We start from the raw sequence: 26,014 nt of genomic DNA on the forward strand, positions 1-26,014 counted from the left end.
TCTCCCGCTTTCAACTTTTATTTTGGAAAAAATGAAGCAGCTCCGAGGACAAATACCCCCGGATCTCTGACTCTGAACGCTCTTCCAGCAATTGAACAAGCTCGGAGTTCAGCAGCAGTGCACTGATCTCGCTGAGCACCTCCAGGCTCTCCTTGGAGAGTCTGCGCGGAGCCAGCATGAGCAGAATGACTCTGACCTCTGTATCCCCCTCCAGAATTACGGGCTGATCGAGCCGGTACAGGGTCAGCGAGGACAGGTGAATATGGCTGCTTCTGGTATGGAACAGCGCCAATGCGGTATCCGGGATCACCTGGCTGGTCATCCGCTCCCGTTCGAGCAGACGCTCCAGCACAATACCGGCATCCCCGACCACACCGTTTCCATTCAGTGTCTCCAGCATCTCCACTATCGTCGCTGACAGATCCATCCCCTTATTATCAATCGGATGGAAGCGGAACCGCTCCAGCAGGCTGACGATCTCATCCAGAATGCCCTTGTAGCTCCTGAGCCGTTCAAGCGAGGCTTCCTCCCGTGCCGCATGTTCCGGTTCACCGGACATCCCCTTCCCTCGTTCCCGCAGGGTAGTATTCTGGATGTAATTCAGCAGCTTCTCAATCTCCTCCGCTGTGAGCAGGGGACTGATCTTAATGTAACGCTCCTTATCAATCGGCAGATCAATGGTAGATATAATCAGATCGTAATCTTCATCCGGCAGGCGTGCCGCTTCATACCAGGAGATGTTGCCGAGAATCTCAATCTGCGGCATTTCCTTGGTCAGACGGGTGGCGAGCAGACGGGAAGAGCTGAGGCCGCTGGCACAGACCAGAATGGCTCTTACGTTGCGCCTTAGCTGGTTCAGCCGCTCTGCAGAAGCTCCGAAATGCATGACCAGAAATCCGATTTCTTCATCCGGAATCTCAAGCTCCAGCTCCATATCCTCCACGGCTGCGCGGATGATGTTGAACAGATATTCGTAATCCCTGCGGATCGGGCCGAGCAGCGGGTTGCGGATGCGTGTGCCTTCCCGGATCCGCTTCAGCGCCGGATCAATATGCTCCAGCAGCCCCTCGCGCAGGGAACGGTCACTCTGGAAGGGCAGCCCTGTCCGCTTGACCACACTCTCCGTCAGCTTGTAGACAATCTCCATTAATTCAATATCGCCATAGGCGTAGCCCGACGAGGAGAAGGAATCCTGGACCCGGTCGAACAGCCCGGCGATATACAGAATCTCTACCCGGGGGATCTTCAGCTTAAGCACCTCAGCGAGCTGCCCCACAAACCGCTCGGCTCCGGCAATGTTCCGGTGATCGGACACCCTGGAATAGCCCGCTTCCGCCCCGCTGTCGATGCTCCGGTTAAGCTCAATCCGCCGGGTAGTGACAGCAAGGGCCAGGAGCATCTCCATATAGACAATTTCGGGCAGCTCCGCGGTCCATTTCCATTCCATATCCCACAGGGTATTCTCTACTTCCATAAGGTTGGACTTTCCAACTGTAGTTAATAGAAAACGAAAAGCCGGATTGCTCTCAGCCAGAGAACCATGGCCGACCAGATCAGACAAATCCAGATGCTCTGCGGCTAACCGGCCAATCGCCCGGCGCTTGTCGATCTCGCTGCCGGTGATTTCTACGCCGTAGCCCCGTCTGCGGACCAGCTCCAGGCCGAACTTACGGACCCAATGCTCCAGTTCATCCAGATCATAGCTAATAGAAGCAACTGTAACCTTGAGGGAATGCGCAAGTGTGAACAGCTTCACCGGCTCTTCTGCCTCCAGCAGCACGCAGAGCTCAAATACCTTGCGGTCTTCGCCGGAATAATCCGCCGGCTTCTCTTCCCGCAGGAACAGGCGCAGCTCCGCAAGACCGGCCTCCGGGCCGCTCAGCCCAATTCCTTTGCCTGATTTTTTGATCAGATCAAGACCAAAGTCCTCAAGCGCGGACTCTATATCCTCCATCTCCCGGTGTACGGTTCTTACGCTGACCCCGGTAGCCTCGGCAATTTTTACAGCGGTAATCTCTCCGGTCGCTTCAAGCAGAAGCCACAGGATCTGGCGCTGTCTGGCGGTAATTTTCGTCATTTCCGCTAACCCTCCGCCTTGCATCAAGCAAAAACGGCTATACCGTCCTATAAGGGACGGCATCCGTTTCTGCGAGAACTATATACTTAAATTGTACACGTATGCCTCTTACTTCAAACGTTCCACCAGCTCATCGTATTTCGGGCTCTTCAGGAAGTTATCGATAGAAATATGCTCGGCATTCGGATTGCTGGCAATCGCCCGGTCCGTCAGCGTCTTCTGGGTAACCACGATATCCGCGTCGGCAGGAATTTCACTGACGGCAGAGTTAGTCACCGTGATGTTGACCCCTGCGTTCTGCAGTTTCTTTCTCAGCACCGATGCCCCCATGGCACTCGATCCCATCCCTGCATCACAAGCGAATACGATTTTGTGGACACTTGCTTTGTTGCGGATATTGGAAGCCACGGTTGCTGTAGCCGCAGTCTGAGCTGCAGTTCCGGCCGACTTCATGTCTTTCATTTTAGCTGCTGCGTCTTCCAGATCCATCTCTTCATCATCATTCTTCTTCACAGACTTCAGCAGGAGAGCTGCAAGCAGGAAGGATACGACCGTAGCAACAATTACCCCTGCCAGCATTGGAAGGTATCCACCTTTTGGCGTCATTGCGAAGTAGGCAAAGATACTACCAGGAGAAGGTGACGCTGTAAGTCCTGCGCCAAGAAGCTGGAACGTGAATGTACCGGAAACACCGCCGCCGATGACTGCCAGAATCAGACGCGGGTTCATCAGGATGTAAGGGAAGTAGATCTCATGAATCCCGCCCAGGAAGTGAATGATTACTGCGCCTGGTGCAGAAGATTTCGCAGAGCCTTTACCCACCAGCCAGTAAGCCAGCAAGATACCAAGTCCGGGACCAGGGTTGGATTCCAACATGTAAAGAACAGACTTACCTATTCTTAAAGATTCTTCTGTAGCAATAGGAGTTAAGATGCCGTGGTTAATCGCATTGTTCAAGAACAAAACCTTGGCCGGCTCAATGATGATATTGATGAGCGGCAGCAGGTTATGGTTCACCAGGAACTCCACGCCATTCGATAGAATATTGGTCAATCCTTGAACCAGCGGTCCAACGCCTTTTAAGGCTCCAAGCGTCAAAGCGCCGCCGATGATACCCAGTGAGAAATTGTTTACCAGCATTTCGAAGCCGGCTCTGATTTTGCCGTCTATTGCTCTGTCAAACTGCTTCAGAATCCAAGCAGCCAGCGGACCGACAATCATCGCACCCAGGAACATTGGAATGGTTGTACCTACGATTACTCCCATGGTCACCAGCGCGCCGATAACTGCACCGCGTTTGCCGTGAACCATCTGTCCGCCGGTGTACCCGATCAAGAGCGGAAGCAGGTAAGTAATGATTGGGCCTACCAGTGCTGCCAGGCTTTCATTGGGATACCAGCCGGTCGGAATGAATAATGCTGTAATTAATCCCCAAGCGATAAAAGCGCCGATATTCGGCATAACCATACCGCTGAGCATACGTCCGAATTGTTGAACCTTCACCCTTCCACCGCCGGATGAAGCTTGTTTCGTTGCCGTTGTGGCCATTTAAGATGCCCCCTTATTGTAATGAACGGGAACCTTCCGCAACTCTTCCTGAAAGGTGTTTCCCTTTGAACACATCGTAAATCAAAGCGCTTTCTTTGTCACCAAATTGAAAACACGGTTTCGGCATGAACATTGTTGACAACATTTAAGAGCTCCTGCCAAGGGGCTTAAGTCCAGTATCCGCCTTGCTTCCAACGGCCTACAAGCTTCCTCATAGGATGCACAAATTCCCGTATAATATCATCTAACCTATGTACGCTCCTCATTGGCGGTCTGTAGCCGCTATCCGGCCCACACACCTTTGCGCCAGCACATTGTATTCGGTTTTCCACATACATTCGGCCCGCGCACCTTAGCAGCTTCATATTTTTGTCTCCTAGAACAACAAAAAAGCCGCCCCTTAAGCGGAGACAGCTATGCCATACAGCAGCGGTTAAGCTATGATTAAATCATGTCCAGCGGAATCTTCCACGACGGCTGGGGAAAAGCATCGTCGAGCTGCCACAACTCTTCGTCTGAAAGCACAAGCTTCGCGGCAGCTGCATTCTCATTCACATGTTCGCGGGTGGCGGCTTTGGGGATAGCCAGGATATCCTCGTCCCGGATACTCCAGGCCAGCAGAACCTGCAGCGGAGTGACCTCATGATTCCGGGCAATCTGCTGCACAGCTTCATTCTCAATCAGCCCTTTTCTCAGCGTGCCTGCCTGGGCCAGCGGAGAATAGGCCATGACAGGAATCTTATGTCCTCTCAGCCAGGGCAGCAGATCATGCTCGATCCCTCTTGAGCCCAGATGGTAGAGCACTTGATTGACTGCGCAGTGATTACCGCCGGGAATACTCAGCAGCTCCTGCATATCTGCCGTATCCAGATTGGATACGCCCCAGCGGGCGATTTTACCGGAAGCAACCAGTGCCTCCATCCCCTCCACGGTCTCTTCCAGAGGAATGTTGCCGCGCCAATGCAGCAGGTACAGGTCCAGATGGTCCGTGCCGAGCCGCTTCAGGCTGGCTTCGCAGCTGTTAATCAGCTTAGTCCCGCCCGCATTATGCGGATAGACCTTGGAGACCAGGAATACGCGGTCGCGGATTCCCCGCAGCGCTTCACCAACCAGCTCCTCGGAACGGCCGTCCCCGTACATCTCAGCCGTATCAATCAGATTCATACCCAGCTCCACACCCTGGCGAAGCGCAGCAATCTCTTCTGCCCGGTTCGCCGGCTGGTCGCCAATCCTCCACGTTCCCTGCCCCAGTCTGGGCAGCACAGCTCCGTCCTTCAGGCGGATATTCTCAGATACAGGTCTGCTCATATGTGATAAGTCTCCTTATTAAGAATAATGTTCTTACTAACTATACTTACCATATCCGGGGCAGCGAAACATCCGTTAAGTGTCCAACTCAGTAACGTTTCAGCGGAATTCTCAGCCAATCAGCTTCAAGCCGGCTACGGCTCCCAGGATCAGCACAATGCAGAAGATCCGCCGCGGATCGCGGGCTTCACCGTAGAACAACATGCCCATAACCGCTGCCCCTGATGCTCCAATCCCTGTCCAGATCGCATAGGCAATCCCCATCGGCAGACTCTCCATCGCCAGAGACAGCAGCAGGAAGCTTGCCCCGAAGCCTAGAATCAGAAGGCAGACAGACTGCCAGTTGCGGTCCTTGTGCAGCTTGCCAATCATGGCAACCCCGAACATTTCACATATACCGGCGGCAATCAGCATAACCCATGCCATATCAGTTCAGCCCCTTTGTCTGTTCAGATTCAGCCTGAGCCGGGGTAACCAGCTTCAGGCCGACGACCCCTGCCAGCAGCAGGCCAATCAGCAGCAGCTTCAGCGGCCGCAGCGGTTCACCGAACAGGACTCCGCCCGCAAGAACGGTACCCGCGGTTCCAAGTCCGACAAATACAGCATAGACCGTCCCGACCGGCAGCCTGCCGCTGGCCCAGATGAGGGCGTAGAAGCTGATCAGTATCGCCGCTGCCGTAACCGCCCATTCCCATGGAGCGGAGGCATGCTTCAGCCCGATGACCCATACCACTTCAAAGCAAGCAGCGCCTGCAATCATGATCCAGCTCTTAGTGCTCTTCTTCATTTCTCCTGCCTCCTGTTTCATAAAATAAGCCCGGAAGGTTATCGTCATTATTGACGATACCTCCCGGGCTTTTGTCCCTCCGTGTATACACGGATTGGCTTCATCCGTGTGTTCTCCCTCGGACCAGGCCAGCGGTGTGTACCTGCTGCGGAACCCTAGAGAACTATTAACTGCTTATGAACTTACACCGTATGTTAGCAAACTACGCTGCGGAATGCAACCCCTGCATCTCTTACTCCTGTCCGGCCAGCCTGTTCAGCTCCTGCAGATCCGCTTCCAGATCCGCCTCGGTATACTTGCCCTGGCCGAAGCCGATCATGGCGCGCAGCGGCATATATTTCATCATGGCCAGCAGCATCTCCGGATTGTCGCCAAGCACATCCTCCAGCCCGAACACGCTGCTGAAGCTCTTCGCCTTCTCCTCCGTCAGCGGATTGGCGAGCAGATCGCCGACTGTGGTGTTGCGGTGGAAGCGGCCGGACAGCTTCACGGTGGATTCCAGCTCAAGCTGCGTGCTCAGACGGATATCGCGTGACGAAGATCCGACAGAGATTGTGAACATCCCGCTCTCTACATGCCAGTCAGCCAGCTTCACATTGTAGTAGGCAAAAGAACGCTTATCCAAGGTGAAGGTTACGATGCGTTCTTCCCCAGGCTGCAGCTCGATCTTGGCGAAGCCCTTCAGCTCCTGCAGCGGACGGATCACACTGCTCTCCATATCACTGACATACAGCTGCACAACTTCCTTGCCTGTTCTGCTGCCGGTATTCTTAACGGTGACCGATACCTGCACAGTGTCTGTATCCTGAATGCGGGTCTGATCCAGCACCAGGTTGCTGTACTCAAATTCCGTGTAGCTTAGTCCGAAGCCGAAGGGGAACAGCGGCTCGATTTCTTTTTTATCATAATAGCGGTAGCCTACGAACAAGCCTTCCTTGTACTCCACCGTATCGCCTTCACCGGGGAAGTTCAGGAAGGACGGATTGTCGCTCAGCTTCATCGGGAAGGTCTCCGCCAGCTTGCCGCTCGGGCTCACATCGCCGAATAACAGATCCGCAACCGCACCGCCAAAAGCCTGACCGCCCAGGTAGCCTTCAAGCACCGCCTTCGCCCTATGCAGCCAAGGCATCTCGACCGGCGCGCCGTTGCTCAGCACTACAATAATCTCGCTCTGAACCTCGGCCACCGCTTCGATCAGCGCCTTATGGCTCGCAGGAAGCAGCAGATGGCTACGGTCATAGCCCTCCGATTCGTAGCGGTCAGGCAGACCAAGGAACAGCACAGCTGCATCCGCCTTAGCTGCTGTATCACAGGCTTCGCGCAGCAGATCCGCATTGATGTCATCGCTCTCCAGCTCATAGCCCTGTGCGTACAGGAAGCTGGCCGCATCCCCGGCAACGGCCTGCAATTCAACGAAGGCATCATCCATCCGGGATGGATTCACATGCGAGCTGCCCCCGCCCTGATAACGCGGCTGCTTGGCGAATTCACCGATCACGGCGATCCGGCCACTCTTCACAAGTGGCAGAATCCCGCCTTCATTCTTCAGCAGCACCATACTCTCCCGGGCCACTTCGCGCGCAAGCTGATGATGCTTCTCCGGGTCGAAGACCGCGTGCGGGTTGCGGTTTTCGACACTTTTGAAGATAAAGGCCAGTATCCGTTCTACAGCGAGATCCAGCGTCTCCATAGCCAATTCTCCGCTCTTCACAGCCGCTACAATCTTGGCGTCTCCGATTCCTGCGCTTGACGGCATTTCCAGCTCCAGCCCTGCTGCCAGTGCCTTTACCCGCTCATTGACAGCTCCCCAGTCGGACACGACGAAGCCTTCGAAGCCCCATTCCTCGCGCAGCACCTTGGTCAGCAGCTCATAGCTCTCGGAAGCATACTCTCCATTCACCTGATTGTACGAGCACATCACACTCCACGGCTGGCTCTGCTTCACGGTGCCTTCGAAGCTGGCTAGATAAATCTCGCGGAGCGTCCGCTCATCAATAACCGCATCCACTGACATGCGGCGGTGTTCCTGGTTATTGGCGGCAAAATGCTTCAGCGACGTCCCCACTCCCTGGCTCTGCACACCCTTCACATGATTCGCAGCCATCTCTGAGGCCAGGAACGGGTCCTCCGAGAAATATTCAAAGTTCCGCCCATTCAACGGAGAGCGCTTGATATTATTGCCTGGTCCGAGCAGAACGGCGACATTCTCCACCTGGCATTCCGTTCCCAGCGCCTCGCCCACCCGGAAGATCAGATCACGGTCCCACGAGGAGGCCAGTCCGGCCGCTGACGGAAAACAGGTTGCCGGTACACTGTTATTCAATCCAAGATGGTCTGCGTCACCCTGCTGCTTGCGGAGACCGTGAGGACCGTCTGTTACCATCACTGAGGGGATACCCAGACGTTCAATGCCTTTGGTGTTCCAGAAATCCAGCCCGGAGCAGAGTCCGGCCTTCTCTTCCAGTGTCATTTGCGAAATGAGCTTTTGAAGCTCTGTTACGTCCTTTGCCATTATATAGCCTCCTATGAATACGGTTTCTTGACTCCATTCTATAGGACTGTTCCGGCCAATTATGGTAGTTTCATTCGATTTTTGGTATTCTAAGTAGAGAATAGAGGGGGCGGCCTATGGCGAAGGGAATCGGGAATGACGAAGGTATACAGTACATCTGCAAGCTGATCTACGAAGCTTACCGGGTCCCGGTCTTGTGGCTTGATGAAGCGACTGCGCCCCGTCTAGCTATGGAACCGCCTGTTGCGGATCGGCCCTCCGTTCAGGGAACGGGCGGCCTGCCGGTTGAGGTGATGGAGCTAGTCCGGGGGCACGGAGGAGCGGCAGCGGGCAGGACGCTCAATGTGGAGACGGACGAGTCGTATAGTACGGTTAGCAGCAAGACAGCAGTTGAAGGCGGGACGCTCAACGCGGTGACGGGCAGAGCTGCTGCTGCAGCCGCACCTGCGGTACCGTGTCTGTACGCGACTGGATTTCTGGAGAATTTCATTATTCTCCAGCTTCCCGGCGCTGACGGTGCCATCGTCATCGGCCCTGTGCTGAACACACCTGTTACCGGTGATAATGCAACCAGCCTGCTGCGTGACCACAACATCCCGCCCGGGCAGCAGGCAAGCTGGCTAGAGTATTACGGCAACCTGCCTATAATTAGCCGGAAGCGCTGGTATCATGCGGCGCTGCTGCTCTACACGCTTGTCACCGGGCAGGCGTTATCGGTTACAGAGCTGCTGCTGGCGGCGGGTAAGCTGGCGGAACCTTTACCGCGCGCGGACGACAGCCCGGATCTGGACTTGTCCTACCGCCGTGAGCATACGTGGCTGCACCACGACCCGATGCAGGAGCGCGAAATGTTCCGCTATATTACGAATGGGGACAAGGCAGGGCTGCTGCGGACCCATGCTTCTTTTGGCGAGGAGAGCTACGGAAGATTGTCCCGTAAAAGCCAGCTGCGCAGCAAAAAAAATCTGGCCGTCTCCTCCATCACGCTGGCCACCCGCGCGGCAATTGAAGGCGGGCTGTTCTGGGAGGCTGCCTATACCCTGAGTGACTTCCATATCCAGCATATTGAGGAGCTTCGCGATATTCCGGCGGTGGACAGCGCCATGCTGGCCGCTCTATGCGACTTCGCCGATCAGGTGGAGGGCAGCCGTAGCGCAAGACATTCCCGCATCTCCGACCGGTGCCGGAATTATATTTACAATCATCTGTATGAGGAGTTGCCACTCGGCAGGCTGGCTGAATACGCCGGAATGAGCGCCAGTTATCTGTCCCAGCTGTTCAAAAAAGAAACCGGCACCGCCATCAGCGACTATATCCAGCAGCAGCGGATCGAAGAAGCCAAGCGTCTGATCCAGCTGCCCGGTATCACGCTGTCGGATATCGCTACCCGTCTGCATTTTAACGACCAGAGCTATTTTACCAAGGTATTCAAGAAGTATACTGGCCTCACCCCGAGACAATTCAAGCAGCACTCCAAGTAGTTTCCAGAATTATGGTATGATTCTGCTATGAGGGCAATCCTACATTTGGTTAAAGGAGAGGTGCTGCATGATGGGAAGCTTAATATTCGTAGTAGCAGTTATATTCGTTGCAGTGATGGCTATTAATCGAAGCAATCGTAATGCCCGGTACAAAAATTACGGCAATAGAACCCGATCTCACTCGGGGGATCATTATTTCATCACAGGTACCGGAGCCGATGCGGGCAGCTTTAACGAAGGCAGCCGGCACAAAATTCATCCGGACTCGGACGGACACAGCAGCGCCAGCCATCATCAGGGTCACCACCACGGGAATCATACCCATGATCATAATCACGGCAGCCACGGGGGCTGGGACAGCGGCGGTCACAGCAACCATGGAGGCGGTGATTCCGGCAGTGGTGGAGATTCCGGCGGTGGAGATTCCGGCGGCGGTGGCGGAGACTGATACAATTGACACTAGAGCCCCCAGGCTGCTGTAGTTCAGCAGCCTGGGGGCTCATCTCATGTAGTGATAGTTTTCACCTCATTCGCTCATCCCGCCGGTGCATCCCGGGTTAGACTATTACTGGGACGGGCTGATGAACTCCTGCTGTTCGGCACGGACTCTCCGGGCCGGGGAGAGTACAGACTGAAGGCTAAGAGCCAGCAGAAACGCCATGAAGAACAGCATAGTGGAGATGCCGAAGATCAATCTGGCGCCACTGTACACATACAACCATCCGAAGAATAGATAAGACAGCATATTGGTCGCCAGCGGACCGCCTTCAAACACGGAACCGACGCGTCCGAGCAGGTTCTCAGGAACATAGGTCATTAACAGAGTCGACAGCGTAATGCTCAGCAGGGATATGCCAATCCCGATAATGACACGGCTGAGCAGCATGGACCAAGAGCCGAAGGAGAGCGTGAGCAGCAACAGCCCCAGAGTCATGACCGCTGCTCCCCAAATGTTGATTCGCACATAATTTTTGAATTTCGCCCCAAGCAGGTTCAGACCGAGCGCCCCCGCGAACATACCGATGCCCCCGGCGGTGCTTGCCCAGGCTAAGTAATTCTGGTCTAAATGCAGCTCTTTCACCACGAAATATATATTTAACAGATTAATCGCCCCTGTGCACGCCCCCATTACCGCCAACATGATAAATAAGCGTTTGGTGAGCGCAGAAGCGAAGATATACCGGAAGCCTTCCAGGACATCCATCCAAAAGGAGGTTGCCGGACCGGAATCGGAGGGTGCTGCCAGGGGGGCCGGGCTCACCTTAAGACTCAGAATGAACAGGCTGCCTGCGATGAAACAAAAGCCGTCCACAATTAAAGAAGTTGACGCCCCCCACCACTCATAGACAAAGGCTCCGATTGCAGGCCCGGCAAGACTGATCAGCGTATCTACCGTCTTTACAGAGGAACTGGCGGTACCGTAATCCTCGTTGTCCACGGCTGTGACCGTTAATTTACTGATGGCAGGCTGAAAAAATTGCTGAACCGTACACGTGAAGGCCAGCATGACCAGCAAAAGCGGCACCTGCTCCATCCAGATCAATCCGGCCAGTACAAAAGACATCGCAGCCCGGATCACCAGTGTCGCCTGCAGCACCTTCTTTGGTTTCCTGCGGTCAACCCATGTTCCGGCAAGAGGAGCCATGATAAAGACCGGGAGCATCTGGGCAAACAAAAGAGCCGTCCGGTAAAAGACAGCTTGATCCGCTTCCGCAAATACCCAGAACAGGATGGCCCAGTTCCTGATCTCATCTCCTACAGAGGATAAGGTCTGCGTGCACCATAACCGGCGGAACACTCCGTTCTTCAGCATACTCCACAAGGAAAGGCCCCCCTCTCTTTCGGTATTGTCACCCTAGGAAGTCAGCAATTCATGCGTATGGAAATGGTCGTACACCCGGCTGATCCATTCCTGCCGATCCTGTTCGCTGGCAGCAAAAGGATTCTCTAACGCCAGGTTGTGTACAACCGTCCGGAAGTCGCTCCCGTCCTCCATCTGTTGAATAATAGCAATGCTTAAAGGGTCCATGCTCATCACCCGGACGTAGCGCCTGCGCCCTTCAAGAGCCGGTGCGCTCTCCAGCACCAGCAGAATCCAATCTTCATGCCCTTCCGCAAGTTCAAGCTCTGCAGGAAGGGGACTGTGCAGCTTCAGCGCAGGGATGGAATAGTGCGGCTGCATCACTTTGACAGGCTTCATAGCAGTTGTGTCCTGCGTTGCTGTATCCTGCTGCATCAGTTCCATCACCGCACGCTCATAAGACAGGAAGTCCTTAAGGACCCGCCCGGTTTCCGGCACAAGATCCTGCACCAGCTCATCAAGAATGAGGGCCAGCTCCGCTTCCGGCGGCATTGCCTCATGCATATCCAGCCTGGCAGAGACATAATCAATTGTACGGGTGTATGGAACAGCCGCCAGATGATTGAGATAATACAAGGTGCGGAAGAACGAACGGGCCAGCGGGTAGTAGAGCTTTCTGATCCTGTGCAGAGTGTGTGTATCCACATACCGCAAGGAGTAATAGTTGCTGAAAATTTGCGGGTAGCTGGCAATCCAGTTCTTTTCAATGCCGGATAGCTGGAAATCACTGTTCATATCGTTCGTGCTCCAGAACTGCTCGTCCAGCACAAGGCTGCCCTTCGCTGCGTCAAACAATTGGGTTCCGGGAAAAAGGGACAGTTGATGCAGCTGCACATCCGCTATTCCTATGGAGAGCAGCCGGACAATCATATCCAGCGTCTGATTAAGGTCTTCGGTTGTCTCTTCAGGAAATCCGGTAATAAATGAAGCCGTACATGACAGACCCAGCCGATGAAGCTCGCGGAGCAGCTCATAAGCCTGGTTCAGATCGAGCTTTTTGCCAATGACCTGCTGGATGGGCTGGCTGCCGCTCTCAATCCCGAAGAAGACGCCATTACATCCGGCCTGCATCATCACCTCAAACAGTTCTATATTAACGTGGTCCGTCCGGGAGGAGCAGCTCCAGGTGAAGGGCTCGCTGCAATCCAGCAGCTCCCGGCAGAATTGTCTGACAAACTTCTGATTAACCGTGAAATTATCATGCGTTAAGCTGAAATGGGTGATTCCCCAACGATCCCTGACGTATCTCATCTCGGCGATGATCCGTGCAGGACTTTTAGTTCTGTATTTTCGTGAAAAGAAGGTCGAGGTGCTGCAAAAGCTGCAATTAAAGGGACAGCCGCGTCCCGCCTCAACCGGAAAAAAACGGCTCTCCGGAGTGCTAAAATAAGCTTCAATATCCTCGATTAGATGAAAGGCAGGGAATGGCGTATCATCGAGATTCCTCAGAATCGGCCGCGGCGGATTGGTGCGGATTGTCCCCTCTTCACGGTAGCAGATTCCTTCTACCTCTGAGAGCGGATGGCCCGACTCCAGGGCCGCAATCAGCTCCGGCAGCGTCAGCTCGCCTTCTCCGGCAACGATATAGTCTATCGCTGGGAAATGGGTTAAGGTTTCAGCCGCTACGAAGCTCGCATGGGGTCCGCCAAGAATAATGATTCTGTCCGGGTCCAGCCGTTTGCATTCCTCCGCAATTCTCAGTGCGATCGAATAATTGCCGCACATCGCCGTGAATCCGAGAACTCTGGATGGCTTGCCGATGATTAACCGGGCAATACCGGCAAGGGCTGCTGCATCGAAATGGCTGGTGCCTGAATAGAGTAATGCCAGATCGGTGAGACACACCCCGTACCCCGCTTCAAGAAGTGCAGCGCCGAGCACAAGCAGGTTAAGCGGGGGATCAACGGTATCCACAGCTGCATTATAGGGCGGACATATCAATTGGATCATTTCCCAATCACCTCACGTAAGAGAAGATTTAACTTAAGGCGGTTAATGAATCATTCAGCAGCTCCAGATGGCTGTCAAGGTCACGCTTCACATTTCCGCAGTAGGCGCCTAAGATCGAACCGGTGGTTCGGGCGGCTTGAACCGGACAATTCCCGGAGCATAGAAAAGCGATATTGCACGCTTTACACTCCGGCTGATTCAAGACATGACGTTCCTTCCAGAGCGCCAGCTTCTGTTCATCCAGCTCAAGCTGCGGGTAATACGTTCCGAGACTCCATTTTTGATCCCCTATAATACTGGTGCAAGGATAGACCTGGTGGTCCGGCGAGAAGGTGAATGTTTTTCCTCCGGCCGCCTCGCAAAAGTAACAGTTAGGAAAATAGCTATCTTTAGCGAGACCTGTTCCCAGCACGTTCTCAAATGGCAGGGAGAGTCTGGTTAGATCACTGTTTAACGCGGCATTGAGCCTTTGTAGTTTATCGTTTGGCACATGCGCTTTGATAAATTCCGTGAGCTGATAACTGGGCAGCAGGCCCGGGGCGGAATTCCCTGCATAATTCTCAACGGGAGACAGTGAAACCGAGAAGTTAGGGTAATCATTCCATTGCCGTTCCTGGAAGAAATCCAGGAGTTCATTCAGATGCTCTATATTCTCACCATCCAGATTGACACGAATAGCGATGTCGAAATCATGCTCCAGGAGGGAGTCAATCTGAGCGGTTATTTTCATAAAGGTTCCCTCATTGGCCCGGGTGATCCGCCGCCGGTCATGAACCGCCTGGGGGCCGTCTATGGTTAACTGGATTCTGAGCATGTCCTTGTAAGGCTCCAGCAATTCCTGATAGTGTGACAGGAACACCCCATTTGATATGACCGTTCCTGTGACTCCCCTTGCTTTGGCCTGCTCAAGAATAAGCCCGACGATGGAGCGGTTCAGGGGCAGGAGCGGTTCTCCGCCAAAAATAACAAAATGATGCCGGGTGGACTGCTGCTGCTGCATGATTTGATCCATGGCCAGGAAGGCAGCCTGCACCTGATCTTCAGTCATCCGTTCATGGCTGGAGCGGATCTCTTGAGGCTCAAAGCAGTAGACACATTTCAAATTACAGGTCATGGAAGGGCAGAACACAAAGGAAATGTCACCTGATCCATGCTGATCCTGGTATTCTTGGTACCGGCGGATCAGGGCTTGCTCCTCTTCACGCTCCCTGTACAGATAACCTCTGCCGGCCAGAAACTGTTCTTCATCAGCGGTGAGAGTATAGGCAACAGGCTGTTGTTTCTGGAGGAACTGGCTGATATGCTCTTCCACAATATCCATTGCGCCTGACAGGGAATTGAAGATAAGATGACGGCCGTTTCTTAAGCGATACGTAAGAATATATTCTGAAATATACAATATCTATCCCCCCTGGTATGAAGAGCGGGAAGGCATAAGGATGCGCTTCCCGCTATTTCCCAAATATAAGGATGCTGTTAGATGGCTTTTTTGGCAGGATTGTTGATTTGAATGGATGCTTTCTGGCAACATGCCATTGGAACCGTAATTTCTTCAAGGTCTTTGGCTGAGAGATTCGTCCAGAGATCCTTGTTCTTCGTCAGTGATTTCATGTACATTACCTCCTCTCCTCTAAGAATATTTATGGCAAGGTAAATACCTTGACATCAGGGTAATGGAGTTCACTGGCAATAGCTTTCGAGCAGACGGTCCCGGTGAAGATCGAGATAGGTCTTCAGATATTGCCTTGTATCGCTGCAGTTCGATTCGAAATCCCTTAATTCCCCGTCTCTGCTTCCTTTCAGTACGCAGCCGCCCCCACAGAGAGGCGCAAGATTACAGTGTCTGCATTTGTCATTCACCACGATATCCCGGTGCCATCTCTGCCACTTCTCTTCATCCAAATGCAGCCCTTGAAGGTAGCTTCCAATCGAATAATCCGGGAATCCGACGGTTTCAACACAAGGATACAGCCGCCCGTCTGCACCAAATACGAGATTATGACGCTTTGAAGCACTGCAGCCGGACAGATCGAAGTAATAGTGGTCATCGTCTGTGTCAAACATAGCTTTGCGGAGTATCCGCAGCTTCTTCTCCATGAAATACCCCAGGCTGACCTTATACCTGCGCCGGGTGGCTTCCCAATCCGGGAAGAGTAAATGAAGCTGCTTCAGAAGATCAGATTCAGGCTGGAAGCCGGCAACCTTCCCCGTATTGAAATTATCATTGATAGGGGCAATCTGGCAGGAGAAATCAGGTGAGCTTGTCCACTGAAGCCGCTCGAACCCGGCGAACATCTCCGGCAAATGCCGGACATTCCCCCGGCCTGTGTTGATTCGGACGGTTACGGGTATATGGTGCTCCAGGAGAAAAGTAATGTTCGAGCAGATAAGATCATAGCTGCCGCTGTTGTTCCTGTATTTACGCAGCTGGTCGTGGATCTCCTTCGGGCCGTCCAGTGTGATTTGCATATGGCGGAAATGCGCCGAATGCTTCTGCAGAAAAGGGAAATACGCACCGAGTTCGGTACCGTTCGTAATGGAGAGAATAGGCCAACTCCGCTCAATAGCCTGCTGTAAAATATACTCCACCTGAGATTGATTACGGGCCAGGAAGGGCTCGCCCCCGAAAAGCTCGAACTGGACGGCCGCCTCAGGCTTCAGATGCACCATCTGATCCATGGCCTGAAATATCTCATTAATCTGTGCAAGGTCAAGCGTCGGCGAGTCCTGGTGAATGTCCGATTGGAAGCAATAAGGGCAAGCGAGGTTGCATTTGTAGGTGGGGCAGATTGTGAATTGTAAGGCCGGATGAGAGCGGTAGTAGGTTTCTAGTGATTCACGGACATATTGTTCTTCGTTCATGTCCGTGAGGTACCCTCTGCTCTTAAGCAGGGTACGCGTTTCCGGGTCCAGATCGTTTAATGCAGATGTATCGGAGCTTCTATTAAAAAGAACACGGGCTACCTTGGGCTCAACCAAGTCTACAGCGCCGGTTAATGTATTCATGATCAGCAGAACATCATCGCTTAATCTGTGTTTGAAGTTATACTTAGACAATCTCATACGCCCTCATCCTCCTCAGGACTGATAGAGTTGCATTTACTAACTTGTAAATAATGTAAAACTTTTCCTAATGGACAACTATGATAAAAGTCATAAAATAGGAAATAATCTATTAAATGATATAAAGAACAGGAAAATAGAAAAACCTTCCGATCTGCAGAGCTATAGCAGCCAGCCTATTGTATTCCGCCAACTTCTCTCAACTTCTCCCTAAATCAGGTGCACTAATGCTCCTCATCATTGTGCCAACCGTATCCTCACGCCAAAGACACCAGCCTCCGAAGATGCTGATGTCTTTGCGCATGTCCAAGCGAACATGACAGCGCCCACATAATCCTATCTCAAAATCCAGCCAACTCTACTGCGCAGGAGACAGCGTAAGCGTAAATGTCTTGTCGAACGGAGTAACCAGGTTAACCTGCACGGTTTTGTAGCTTTTGTGCGCTCCGGGTTCCGGGGCGGTTCTGCCGAGATGCGCCATTTCGCCGCCCGTCAGGTCGATCCAGTCTCCGCCAGAAGTATAACGAATCTGCCCGCCGCTCCACAGGAAGTTATCCTCGTCCAGTGTCTGTAGCTCTCCCGAAGTGAAATTACCTTCCCAGCCGAATTTGAAGGATAGCTGAGCCAGGACCTGGGCAGGCTCCGCGCAATGTAGCCGGATAGTCCAGCCCGTCTCTGTACGGTGCACCTCTGTCTCCACAGATAGCGTCTGTTCATGGGTCAATGGACGGCTCTGATGCGGCAAAAGATACCACGGACTGACAGCCGTACCCGCCTCCGGCGGGAGAAGCGCTCCCTCCACCGGACCGTAGTAGCCCTTCTTCTGCACGCCTTTCAGCAGGTAGCCCTCCGGCAGCCGGGTCATCTCCTGCATCGGCACGAACCCGGGATAGAAGCTGGTATTCAACTGCACGGCCAGCAGCCTTACAGCGCCGTGGCGCATCGCGAAGAACGAATGTGTCTCCGTGATCAGCGTCACGCTGGTCGCCCCGTCTCTAAGCCGGGCCACAGGCGCGCCGAAGTCGGTATGCAGCCGGCTGTGATAGATTCGTCCCTGATGGCCGGCCGACTCCATCCGCTCCAGATAACCGTTCCGCAGGAAATCACCGTTCAGTATTCTCTCATACTGCACAGGCAGCTCCGCTGTAACCTCCGGATGCTGCTGCAGCTCCGGCTCCAGCAGCATCCGAACCAGGGCGTTCACCGAGCAGACGCCCGGATTGGACAAGGAGCGTCCAGCCCATTCGGCCATACCGGCCAGCACGGCATCCTTGTCCGAACGGGCAAGAATCGCATACGGCAGATAATAAGGAGACAGATCATGGAGCACCCCCAGATCCTGCCGGCCGGAATAATCGGTCACGACTTCGCCGGACGGGTGAACAAGGTAGACCATCATATGCAGATTCCGGCGTACCGGGTCCAGCAGCTCCGGCTTATCAAGCAGCCGGGCCGCATGGATAAGCATAATATCACTTACAGCACTGTAGATGCCGTTGCTCCGCTCGGTCCATTCCCCGTCCGGTGTAATATCCATGCCTTCGGCGAGCCACTGGTCTGCGCGCTGCAGGGTCTCCTCCACGCCGAATAGCTCATGTAGAAATCCAAGCGCGGCACACATGACCCAGCGGTGATTCGGGGTGTGTATGCCGCCCGTGAGCATCACGGGAAGGCTCCGCTCCAGGAACAGTCGCATCAGGTCCAGCACCGGCTCTAGCGGTGCCCATTCCTGCTTGACCAGGAGTTGATACAGTTGGGCATACCCGACCACAACGAAGGCTGTGTCCGGCGGCGAATGATAGTTCGTCCAGCCCGGCGAAATAGAGCCGTCCGCATGCTGAAAGCGCAGCACAAACTCTGCTGCCAGCTTCAACCGGTCCAGAAGCTCCCCATCCCGGTAGTATTTGGAATCAGGGTTGATCAGGGCGGCTCCCCAGTAACACATATCCGTCGGGGTGCCGGTGGTGTGATTCACCCAGGCAATCCCAGTATGGGGATCAAGGGTTCCTCCATAATACAGATTGCTCTGATCCAGCACCTGCCGGGGAATTCCCTGCTCTACTGCTCTGTCATTACTATCTACCAGTTGCTTATACATTGCGCTTCCTCCTTGCGGCAATCTCGGAAATCTCGAAGCTCTCGCCAATCAGCCTTCTGCCCTATCCCCTGCCCGCCAGCTTAGCCGTAAGCAGACGGTGGCTCTCATGAATCTCTTCCGGGCGGCAGGCAGCCTTCAGCTCATACACCTTGACCTGCGCCCGTTCAATCATCGGCACATAGGCATCGTAGAAATCCGGATCACCGCTGTTCACATAAGGGCACCAGTGGTCGGCGAGGCCGATCGTCTCATGAATATGGACGCCGACGATATCATCCATCAGCCCTTCCATTTCCCCTATACTGTCGTACAGTCCCAGACGGTCCATCATAATGGCGTGGCCGGTATCATACCAGATGCCGACCGGCGCTCCTTTTAAAGCATTGATTATCGTCTTAGCTTCCGCGAGCGTGGGAATCTGCTGCGGCTTGGAGCGGGTCTCGATGCCGAAGCGGACATTCAGCCCCTTGGACACCGCACGGTTACACACCTCGTCCAGACTTTCGATAATGGTCTGCACATAACCCGCGCTATAGGCTTCACGCCGTTCCATCAGCTCTGCCCACTTCCTGCGGTAAGCCGCCGATTCCTTGCCTTGCCCGCCATAGAGCTGCTCCAGCTCCCCGGAGATATCCCCCGGAAAAGGCACTTCGCCGGGATGCACCACCACGGCTTCACCGCCATAGCGATGGGCGTATTCCGCAGAGCGGACCAGCAGGTCTACTGCCCGCTTCCGCTTCTCCCTGTCTGCGAAGCCCAGCAGCACGGAATCCGTGCCATAATCAGGGTCCGCCACGTGGGGGAAGGTATTATGCACACTGGATACGCCGATTTCCCCGCGCTCCAGCATCGGTTCGATCGTAGCCAGCATTTCCTCCGTCACATTATAATTCAGCTCCACCCGCCGGAAGCCCAGCTCACGGATCTCATTCAGCATCCCGTCACCTGTAGTGTGACGTCTGATGTTCCAGCAGGTGGAGAATGAGAATTCGCCTTTATCCTCCATATCCTTCTCTCCTTTCCCTATAACGCAGTGTTGCAGGTTAGCCCTTGACCGCACCAAGCATAACACCACTGACGAAATATTTCTGCAGCCATGGGTAGACTACGAGAATCGGAACGGTAGCGAAGACGACAGTAGCAGCCTTGAGGCTCTCCGGCGGCAGCTTGGCGCGGACAGCCCCCTCCAGCTGTGTCAGCTCAGAGATCATATTGTTCTGAACCATCTGGAAGAGCTTCAGCTGAAGCGGATACAGATCAGGATTATTGATATACATCAGGGAATCCTGGAATCCGTTCCAGCGGCCGACCGCGTAGAAGAGCGCGAGTGTAGCCATAACCGGCATGGATAACGGCAGAACAATTTTCATCAGGGTGCGGAAATGCGAGCTGCCGTCGATCTCAGCTGATTCTTCCAGACTGGGCGGGATGCTGCGGAAGAACGAGATCAGGATAATCAGGTTGAACGGGCTGACCAGACCGGGCAGAATCAGCGACCAGACGGTATCAATCATATGCAGATCACGGATCAGCAGGTATTCGGGAATAATCCCGCCGCTGAAGAACATGGTGATGATGATCAGATACATGAACATAGTGCGGCCCTTAAGCTTGCTTTTGGTCAGCGGATAGGCAGCTGCAACGGTGAAGAGCATACATAATATTGTAGTGGCCACGGTCAGGATAATAGTGAAGATCAGCGAGCGGATCATTGCACTGTCAGTAAAGACTTGCACATAAGCCTTCCAGTTCAGTTCAATCGGGAAAATCGTGACTTCCCCGGAGGTAATGGCCCGCGTCGAGCTGAGGGACACCGCAATCACGTGTACAAACGGAGCCAGACAAAACAGTACGAACAGAGCTATAAAGGTAACGTTAACGATATCGAATATCCGGTTTGAGGTACGTTCACTCATAGTACTCCGCCTCCTTTCTTCATGATCATAGAATGCCGTCGCCGGTCACTTTTTTCGATATATAATTGGAGCCAAGGATGAATACCAGTCCAACCACAGCCTGGAACAATCCAACTACAGTCGCCAGCGTATACTGGCCCGATTCCAGACCAACCCGGTAGACGAAGGTACTGAGCACATCGGAATATTCACGCACTGCCGTATTCCCGATGATGTACGGACGATCGAAGCCGATGCTGACCATTTTCCCCAGATTGAGAATCAGCAGGGTAATAATGGTTGGTTTGATACTGGGCAGCGTAATGTAGCGTATCTTCTTCAGTCGGGTTGCCCCATCCACTTCAGCAGCCTCGAACAGCTCGCGGTTGACACCGGTAAGCGCTGCCAGATACAGGATGGTTCCCCAGCCGGCACTTTGCCAGACACCAGTGAACAGATAGGTAATCAGCCATGGATTTTTTTCGGTCAAAAAAGGAATGGGGTTCAGCCCCATGCTCTCCAGCAAACCGTTCACCATACCGGATTGGTTGCCGAACAATTGATAGACGATTCCCCCGATAATCACCCAGGAAATAAAGTGGGGAATATAGAGAAGGGTCTGTGATATTTTTTTGAACCATACCGACTTCACTTCATACAGCATAATGGCCAGAATAATCGGAGCCGGGAAAGATACTACCAAATCCAGAAAGTTCAACAAAAACGTATTGCGCAGACTGCTGTAGAACTCTTTCATACCAAAGACCTCGCGGAAGGCGTCGAAGCCGATCCACTCACTGCCGTTAATCCCCTGGAACAGGTTGAAATCCTTGAAGGCAATCTGTACCCCATACATCGGGCCGTAGCGGAAAATCAGGAAATACATAATGGGCAGTGAAAGCAGCGCGTATAGTTGCCAGTACCGTCTGATGTAGGACGCTTTGCTCAAGTTACTCTCCTCCTATGGAGAAAAAACCGGGCAGAGCAGCATGCCAGCTCCCCCCGGTTTTCACTTTTTTTTAGTTTATTTGGCTGAAATCTCTGTAAGCGCCTGCTCCAGCTCCGCCTTCAGCTTGTCTCCGCCCAGAGACATGTAGTCCTTCATTTCCTGCTCGAATATAGCATCGAATTGATCCGGCTTCGCCATCGCGGTCTTCACGATAATAACGTTAAGCTTGTCGCTGAGCGTAGTGCCGTATTTCGATTCTGCCTCAATCGGCTTACCGAAGACGATAGGACCCACGGTATCCGTGTTGGCAATATCAATCGACTGCTTCAGCGGTTCCTGGTTGTTCACAGGGAATCCGCTGATCCACGCTTTCTCATTCATAGCCTGGTCACCGAGATTCTTGCCGTTGGAGATAATCGCGGTGTCCCCGGAAGTGAACAGACGGTCCTGGAATTCCTGGGATACATCCGCCTTAACGACCGGGATGCCGTCCACCATATCGTAGTTCTCTCCTTCAACACCGTTGTAGATGTCAATCAGATTGTTGCCTGTCGCCATCCAGTCAAGGTATTTCACCGCTTCTACTGCACGTTTGCTGCTCTTAGGGATCATGATGTACATGCCGTTCGAGGCATAACGGGATTTGATATACTTATTGTCCACCTTGGCATTGGTGAGGACATCCGCCGGAAGCAGCTTGCTGCCCGGCACGTTTTTGTAGAGATTCTCAAGTGTGCCGTCGGCATAGAACAGGCTATCCACATCCTCGGAGAAGAAGCCGACGTTGCCGTTCTGAATGTCCTTGGACACCTGGGCCTTGTCTTCATCCAGACTGAAGTCCTTGCTGACCAGCCCTTCATTGTAGAGCTTGTTGAGGAACTGTGCCGCATCCTTGAAGCCCTCATGCAGCGGAAGCTCGTAGCGCTGGCTGTAAGTCAGGTCGCCGCTGATCGGCTTGATGAAGGAGTAGATCAGGGTCTCTAACTGAGCCGAGCCGAGGGACATGCCCATCGGGATCGTTTTGGTGCCAAGCGCGCCCGGGTCCTTCTCCTTAAACGCTTTCAAAGTAGTGTACAGCTCATCGGTATTCTTCGGTACCGGAAGACCTACCTTATCCAGCCAATCCTGGCGGATGTATGAGGCGTAGCGGCCTGTGATGGCCCGTTTGCCCGGTATGGCGAACTGCTTGCCGTCGAGCTGGCCGAAGGCCAACGTCTCGTCACCAATGAATTTTTTCAGCGTCTGACCATGCTCTTCAAGAAGGGGACCGACCTCCGTCAGACCGCCCTGCTGGGCATAACGGTAGAAAACACTGGAATCATAAGTAAACACAATATCCGGCACATCGGAGTTACTCGCCATAAGTACATTCAGCTTCGTGACTTCCTCGGAGCGCTGCACTGGTACAAATTGAACGTCAATGTTATTGGGATCACCGAAATTTTTCTGAATCATCTGGGACATAAAGTTATTGGTAATGGTGTATTGCTTCGGACTTTTACCACGGTCGAAGATCTCTACCTTTAGAGTGACGCGTTCGGCTTTACCGGGTGCTTCTGTACCTCCGGCTGCCGAATTGCTCTTGCCGTCAGAGGAGCAGCCTGCAAGCAGAGTAGCCCCCATTACTGCGGTTAACCCGATGCCGATTGCCTTCTTCAGAACTCTTTGGTTTACGTTCACTGTCATTGTTCCATCTCCCTCGCCTTAGCAGGCTATAATGGTGACTTCATGATACCCCCGAGCTTCTATAGTGCCCGATTCTTAGCAGTGTCCCTCAAGCAATTTCGGCCTGTGGTGTTCAAGGCTGCTTGCTTGTTGCTTCGGGATGACCACAGTATTCCATACCTTTGGGGGTCTGACAATAAACCTGTTTCGGATGGGCAAAAGCGCCTGAATTCGGACATCCGGTTTATCCGACCAACGATTTTCGTACGATAAACCGCTTTCACATGGGCAAAAATACAGGCCGCATCGCTGTTCGCACCCTTTTTCGGAGGTTAGCGGACGAGGGATGCGGCCTGGAGCTTACACGGTTGTAGCAGATGAATCCTATGCTTCACTGGCTAACGGAATTCCTTCCATAGTGAAACTTCCTCTAGTCCTGCGGCTCCAATCTGGAGGCTGCTTCGCGGCGTCTGGAAGAACGGTAATCGCCCGGTGTGATGCCGGCAATCCGTTTGAATACCCTGCCGAAGGAAATGGCATTCGCATACCCTACTTGAAGCGCGATATCCTGCAGGGAATAATCCGTCTCCGCCAGCAGCTGCTCCGCTTCCTTCATCCGCAGTTCCGTGAGGAAGTCTACAAACTTCATTTTGAATTCCGTCTTGAACAGATAGCTGGCATATTTGCCGGAGACCTGGAACCGGTCACTCAGATGCTTCAGCGACAGATCGGGATTAGCGAAATTCTCTTCGATATAATCCTTCATCTCATTGACCATGGCCCGGTAGCTTTTGGTCTCGCTGACAGAGACATAGGTGCGGAATAAATCGGTGACATATTCGAATAAAATAGCCTTCACTTCATGAATCGCCTCGGCCTCTTCCAGCTGCTTCAGCCGAACCTGCGCATTCTCCGCCGACAGCTCGTCCTGCAATTGCTCGGACATTACGGCCACTTCACGGCCCAGCATCTGCAGCATAGCCTGAATTAAGGAACGGATCTCTTCGTCCTTCAGGAAATCCTGCTCAAACGCCTCGAAGATCCGCTCAAGCTGCTCCCGCCACTGTCCGCTCGACATGCGGAAGTGCTTCACGAACTCCGCGATCATCTGCAGATATTTATACGTCTCCAGCAGCGGCTGGCGCGCTTCACCGCTCTCTGCCAGAGCGATATCCCCATAGATCAGCAGCTTATGCTGCATGACATATTCGGCTGCCGCATAAGACTCCCGGATCTTGGCCGGCCCGGCTGCTGCGGAGCCAATCCCGAAGCTGAGCGAGATCCGCAGATTCTGCTCCACCCAGGAGCGGCAGTCCTCCGCGAAGATGCGGATCTTGGCCTCCATCTCCTTATCGCTGCCGGTTGCCAGGAAGAGAATCGCGGCACGTTCGGTTCCTACCCACTCTGCCCAGCCCTGCAGCTCCGCACTCCGCGCCAATTCCTGGAACACATTCATCAGGGCAAACTTGAGCGTATTCTGGTCGCCGCGGGTATAGCGGTCCTCGAAGACCTGCTCATACCGGTTAATCTCGGCTAATACAACCATGAAGCGCGATGAGGCCTGGGCGCCGGTAAGCGGCGACAGCTCCTCCAGCCGCTGGGTCACCTGCTCCAGCCGCTCGCTGTGCAGCAGATCGGTGAACAGCTTGCTGCGCTGCAGCAGCAGGTTCTCCCTGGTTTTGGTATCATAATCGGTCATGTGGTTAATCAGATTCTCCAGCACGCCGTCAATCAGCATCATCTCGTCCGGCCTGTCGGTAGACTGATCCATCGTGCGGATCTGATGGCCCTCAATCCGGTTCATAATCACCTGGATCGGCTTATAATTGCGCCGGGTGACATAGATCAGATACAATACCGCACAGACCACAGTTCCCACCGCAATCGCTACCCAGAGATAAGAGATCACAGAGACCCAGCTGAACAGATTCCCCGCCTTGATTCCACTTGCGAACGTCCAGCCGTTTCTCTCCAGCTTAAGTGTGTTCAGCACCTTGCCGTCAGCAGCACCTTCTGTATCGGAATGAGCCTGGTATACGGTGTTGCCATTGCCGTCCAGAATAGTCATGAACGAGAGCTGCTGGTTAACCATGCTGTCGATGAGCTGCTCCAGGGCACTCATTTTGATATTGATGACCAGTATCCCCCCGGAGCCGAAAGGAAGCGGCATTGCTTTATTGGTAGTCAGTACGCGAATTTCTGTACGCTGGGACAGACCGGAATGATAATCCCTGACCGGTTGCCAGCCTTCCGGTACTGCCGGAGTCGAAGTCATGGCCCTGATCCAGTCCTCATCGGCGAATCCCTCCAGCTCCTTCAGCCCCGTATCGGTTAGAACGCTTCCACGCACCCGGTCATATAAATACACCGACTGGATATATGAGGATTCCTGTATCAGATTGCGCAGACTCTGGGCAACCGCATAGATCGTCGCCTGGTCCGGCTGGCTCTGCGTATTGAAATAACGTTTGTAGACCTCGCTCCGCTCTACCGCATCCAGCACCGACAGCTCGGCTTCTTTGATCGTCCGGTCTACACTATCCCTGAGATAGCTGGCGGAGATGCGGTCTGCCTTCTTCGTCTCCGTCCGGGAGATATCATTAATGAACACAAATGAGGCAAAGATCAGAATCGTCACCGTCAGCAGAAATATAGGGAAATAAGACAGCAGCAACCGGCGATACCAGGAACGGGACATTCGTCAACCTCCTCCACAACCATCAGGATACCCGGCCGTATCCGGCCGCTTCAAACACCCGTCATCCAAAGGTGCTCTGCGGCAATCCTGGACATCAGGCCTATTTCAACTGTGCAACTGGC

19 protein-coding genes and 1 riboswitch are annotated in these 26,014 nt (G+C 53.6%); of the genes, 1 reads left to right on the forward strand and 18 read right to left on the reverse strand.

Annotation, left to right across the window (positions count from 1 at the left end; all coding sequences use genetic code 11):
- Positions 1-10: 10 nt before the first annotated feature.
- From NSS64_RS20680 to NSS64_RS20705, 6 genes are all read right to left on the reverse strand, one after another.
- Positions 11-2,077 (reverse strand): BglG family transcription antiterminator, encoded by a 2,067-nt coding sequence (locus NSS64_RS20680; protein WP_341141350.1) that lies wholly within the window; start codon positions 2,075-2,077, stop codon positions 11-13.
- A 108-nt stretch (positions 2,078-2,185) separates the two neighbouring features.
- Positions 2,186-3,625, reverse strand: coding sequence for a PTS mannitol transporter subunit IICB (locus tag NSS64_RS20685; RefSeq protein ID WP_036725729.1), 1,440 nt, complete (start codon positions 3,623-3,625; stop codon positions 2,186-2,188).
- A 444-nt stretch (positions 3,626-4,069) separates the two neighbouring features.
- Positions 4,070-4,933, reverse strand: a complete 864-nt coding sequence (locus tag NSS64_RS20690; protein WP_341141351.1) for an aldo/keto reductase — start codon at positions 4,931-4,933, stop codon at positions 4,070-4,072.
- A 111-nt stretch (positions 4,934-5,044) separates the two neighbouring features.
- Positions 5,045-5,359, reverse strand: coding sequence for a DMT family transporter (locus tag NSS64_RS20695; protein ID WP_036725732.1), 315 nt, complete (start codon positions 5,357-5,359; stop codon positions 5,045-5,047).
- Between the two features lies 1 nt (position 5,360).
- Positions 5,361-5,720 (reverse strand): DMT family transporter, encoded by a 360-nt coding sequence (locus NSS64_RS20700; protein ID WP_036725854.1) that lies wholly within the window; start codon positions 5,718-5,720, stop codon positions 5,361-5,363.
- A 58-nt stretch (positions 5,721-5,778) separates the two neighbouring features.
- A riboswitch (guanidine-I (ykkC/yxkD leader) is annotated at positions 5,779-5,890 on the reverse strand.
- 62 nt (positions 5,891-5,952) lie between these two features.
- Positions 5,953-8,232 carry a glycoside hydrolase family 3 C-terminal domain-containing protein gene (locus tag NSS64_RS20705; RefSeq protein WP_341141352.1) on the reverse strand — a complete coding sequence of 760 codons (2,280 nt, stop codon included), beginning with the start codon at positions 8,230-8,232 and terminating at the stop codon, positions 5,953-5,955.
- A 116-nt stretch (positions 8,233-8,348) separates the two neighbouring features.
- Between NSS64_RS20705 and NSS64_RS20710 the strand changes: the two genes are divergently transcribed.
- Positions 8,349-9,713, forward strand: coding sequence for a helix-turn-helix domain-containing protein (locus NSS64_RS20710; protein ID WP_341141353.1), 1,365 nt, complete (start codon positions 8,349-8,351; stop codon positions 9,711-9,713).
- 79 nt (positions 9,714-9,792) lie between these two features.
- Here the strand turns inward: NSS64_RS20710 and NSS64_RS20715 are convergent, their stop codons facing one another.
- The 12 genes from NSS64_RS20715 to NSS64_RS20770 all read right to left on the reverse strand — a co-directional run bounded on the left by NSS64_RS20715 (position 9,793) and on the right by NSS64_RS20770 (position 25,892).
- On the reverse strand, positions 9,793-10,173 hold the full coding sequence (locus NSS64_RS20715) for a hypothetical protein (RefSeq protein ID WP_341141354.1): 381 nt from the start codon (positions 10,171-10,173) through the stop codon (positions 9,793-9,795).
- A gap of 105 nt (positions 10,174-10,278) precedes the next feature.
- The gene (locus tag NSS64_RS20720) at positions 10,279-11,526 is read right to left on the reverse strand and encodes an MFS transporter (RefSeq protein ID WP_341142861.1); all 1,248 of its coding nucleotides are present in this window, start codon (positions 11,524-11,526) and stop codon (positions 10,279-10,281) included.
- Positions 11,527-11,568: 42 nt separating this feature from the next.
- A complete protein-coding gene (locus tag NSS64_RS20725) occupies positions 11,569-13,524 on the reverse strand; it encodes a B12-binding domain-containing radical SAM protein (protein WP_341141355.1) in 1,956 nt (651 codons plus the stop codon).
- Positions 13,525-13,552: 28 nt separating this feature from the next.
- Positions 13,553-14,923, reverse strand: coding sequence for a radical SAM/SPASM domain-containing protein (locus tag NSS64_RS20730; protein ID WP_341141356.1), 1,371 nt, complete (start codon positions 14,921-14,923; stop codon positions 13,553-13,555).
- A gap of 77 nt (positions 14,924-15,000) precedes the next feature.
- Positions 15,001-15,135 carry a hypothetical protein gene (locus NSS64_RS20735; protein WP_339223142.1) on the reverse strand — a complete coding sequence of 45 codons (135 nt, stop codon included), beginning with the start codon at positions 15,133-15,135 and terminating at the stop codon, positions 15,001-15,003.
- Between the two features lie 69 nt (positions 15,136-15,204).
- Entirely contained in the window at positions 15,205-16,587 is a 1,383-nt protein-coding gene (locus NSS64_RS20740; RefSeq protein WP_341141357.1) for a radical SAM/SPASM domain-containing protein, read from the reverse strand.
- Between the two features lie 358 nt (positions 16,588-16,945).
- Complete coding sequence (locus NSS64_RS20745) at positions 16,946-18,685, reverse strand: hypothetical protein (protein ID WP_341141358.1); 1,740 nt, start codon at positions 18,683-18,685, stop codon at positions 16,946-16,948.
- A 61-nt stretch (positions 18,686-18,746) separates the two neighbouring features.
- Complete coding sequence (locus NSS64_RS20750) at positions 18,747-19,691, reverse strand: sugar phosphate isomerase/epimerase family protein (RefSeq protein WP_341141359.1); 945 nt, start codon at positions 19,689-19,691, stop codon at positions 18,747-18,749.
- A gap of 37 nt (positions 19,692-19,728) precedes the next feature.
- Positions 19,729-20,601 carry a carbohydrate ABC transporter permease gene (locus NSS64_RS20755; protein ID WP_341141360.1) on the reverse strand — a complete coding sequence of 291 codons (873 nt, stop codon included), beginning with the start codon at positions 20,599-20,601 and terminating at the stop codon, positions 19,729-19,731.
- A gap of 25 nt (positions 20,602-20,626) precedes the next feature.
- Positions 20,627-21,466, reverse strand: coding sequence for an ABC transporter permease (locus tag NSS64_RS20760; protein ID WP_341142862.1), 840 nt, complete (start codon positions 21,464-21,466; stop codon positions 20,627-20,629).
- Between the two features lie 138 nt (positions 21,467-21,604).
- On the reverse strand, positions 21,605-23,215 hold the full coding sequence (locus NSS64_RS20765; RefSeq protein ID WP_341141361.1) for an extracellular solute-binding protein: 1,611 nt from the start codon (positions 23,213-23,215) through the stop codon (positions 21,605-21,607).
- Positions 23,216-23,624: 409 nt separating this feature from the next.
- Entirely contained in the window at positions 23,625-25,892 is a 2,268-nt protein-coding gene (locus NSS64_RS20770; RefSeq protein WP_341141362.1) for a helix-turn-helix domain-containing protein, read from the reverse strand.
- Between the last annotated feature and the right edge of the window lie 122 nt (positions 25,893-26,014).

Source organism: Paenibacillus sp. FSL H8-0122 (assembly GCF_038005345.1).
Classification (GTDB): Bacteria; Bacillota; Bacilli; order Paenibacillales; family Paenibacillaceae; genus Paenibacillus_AQ.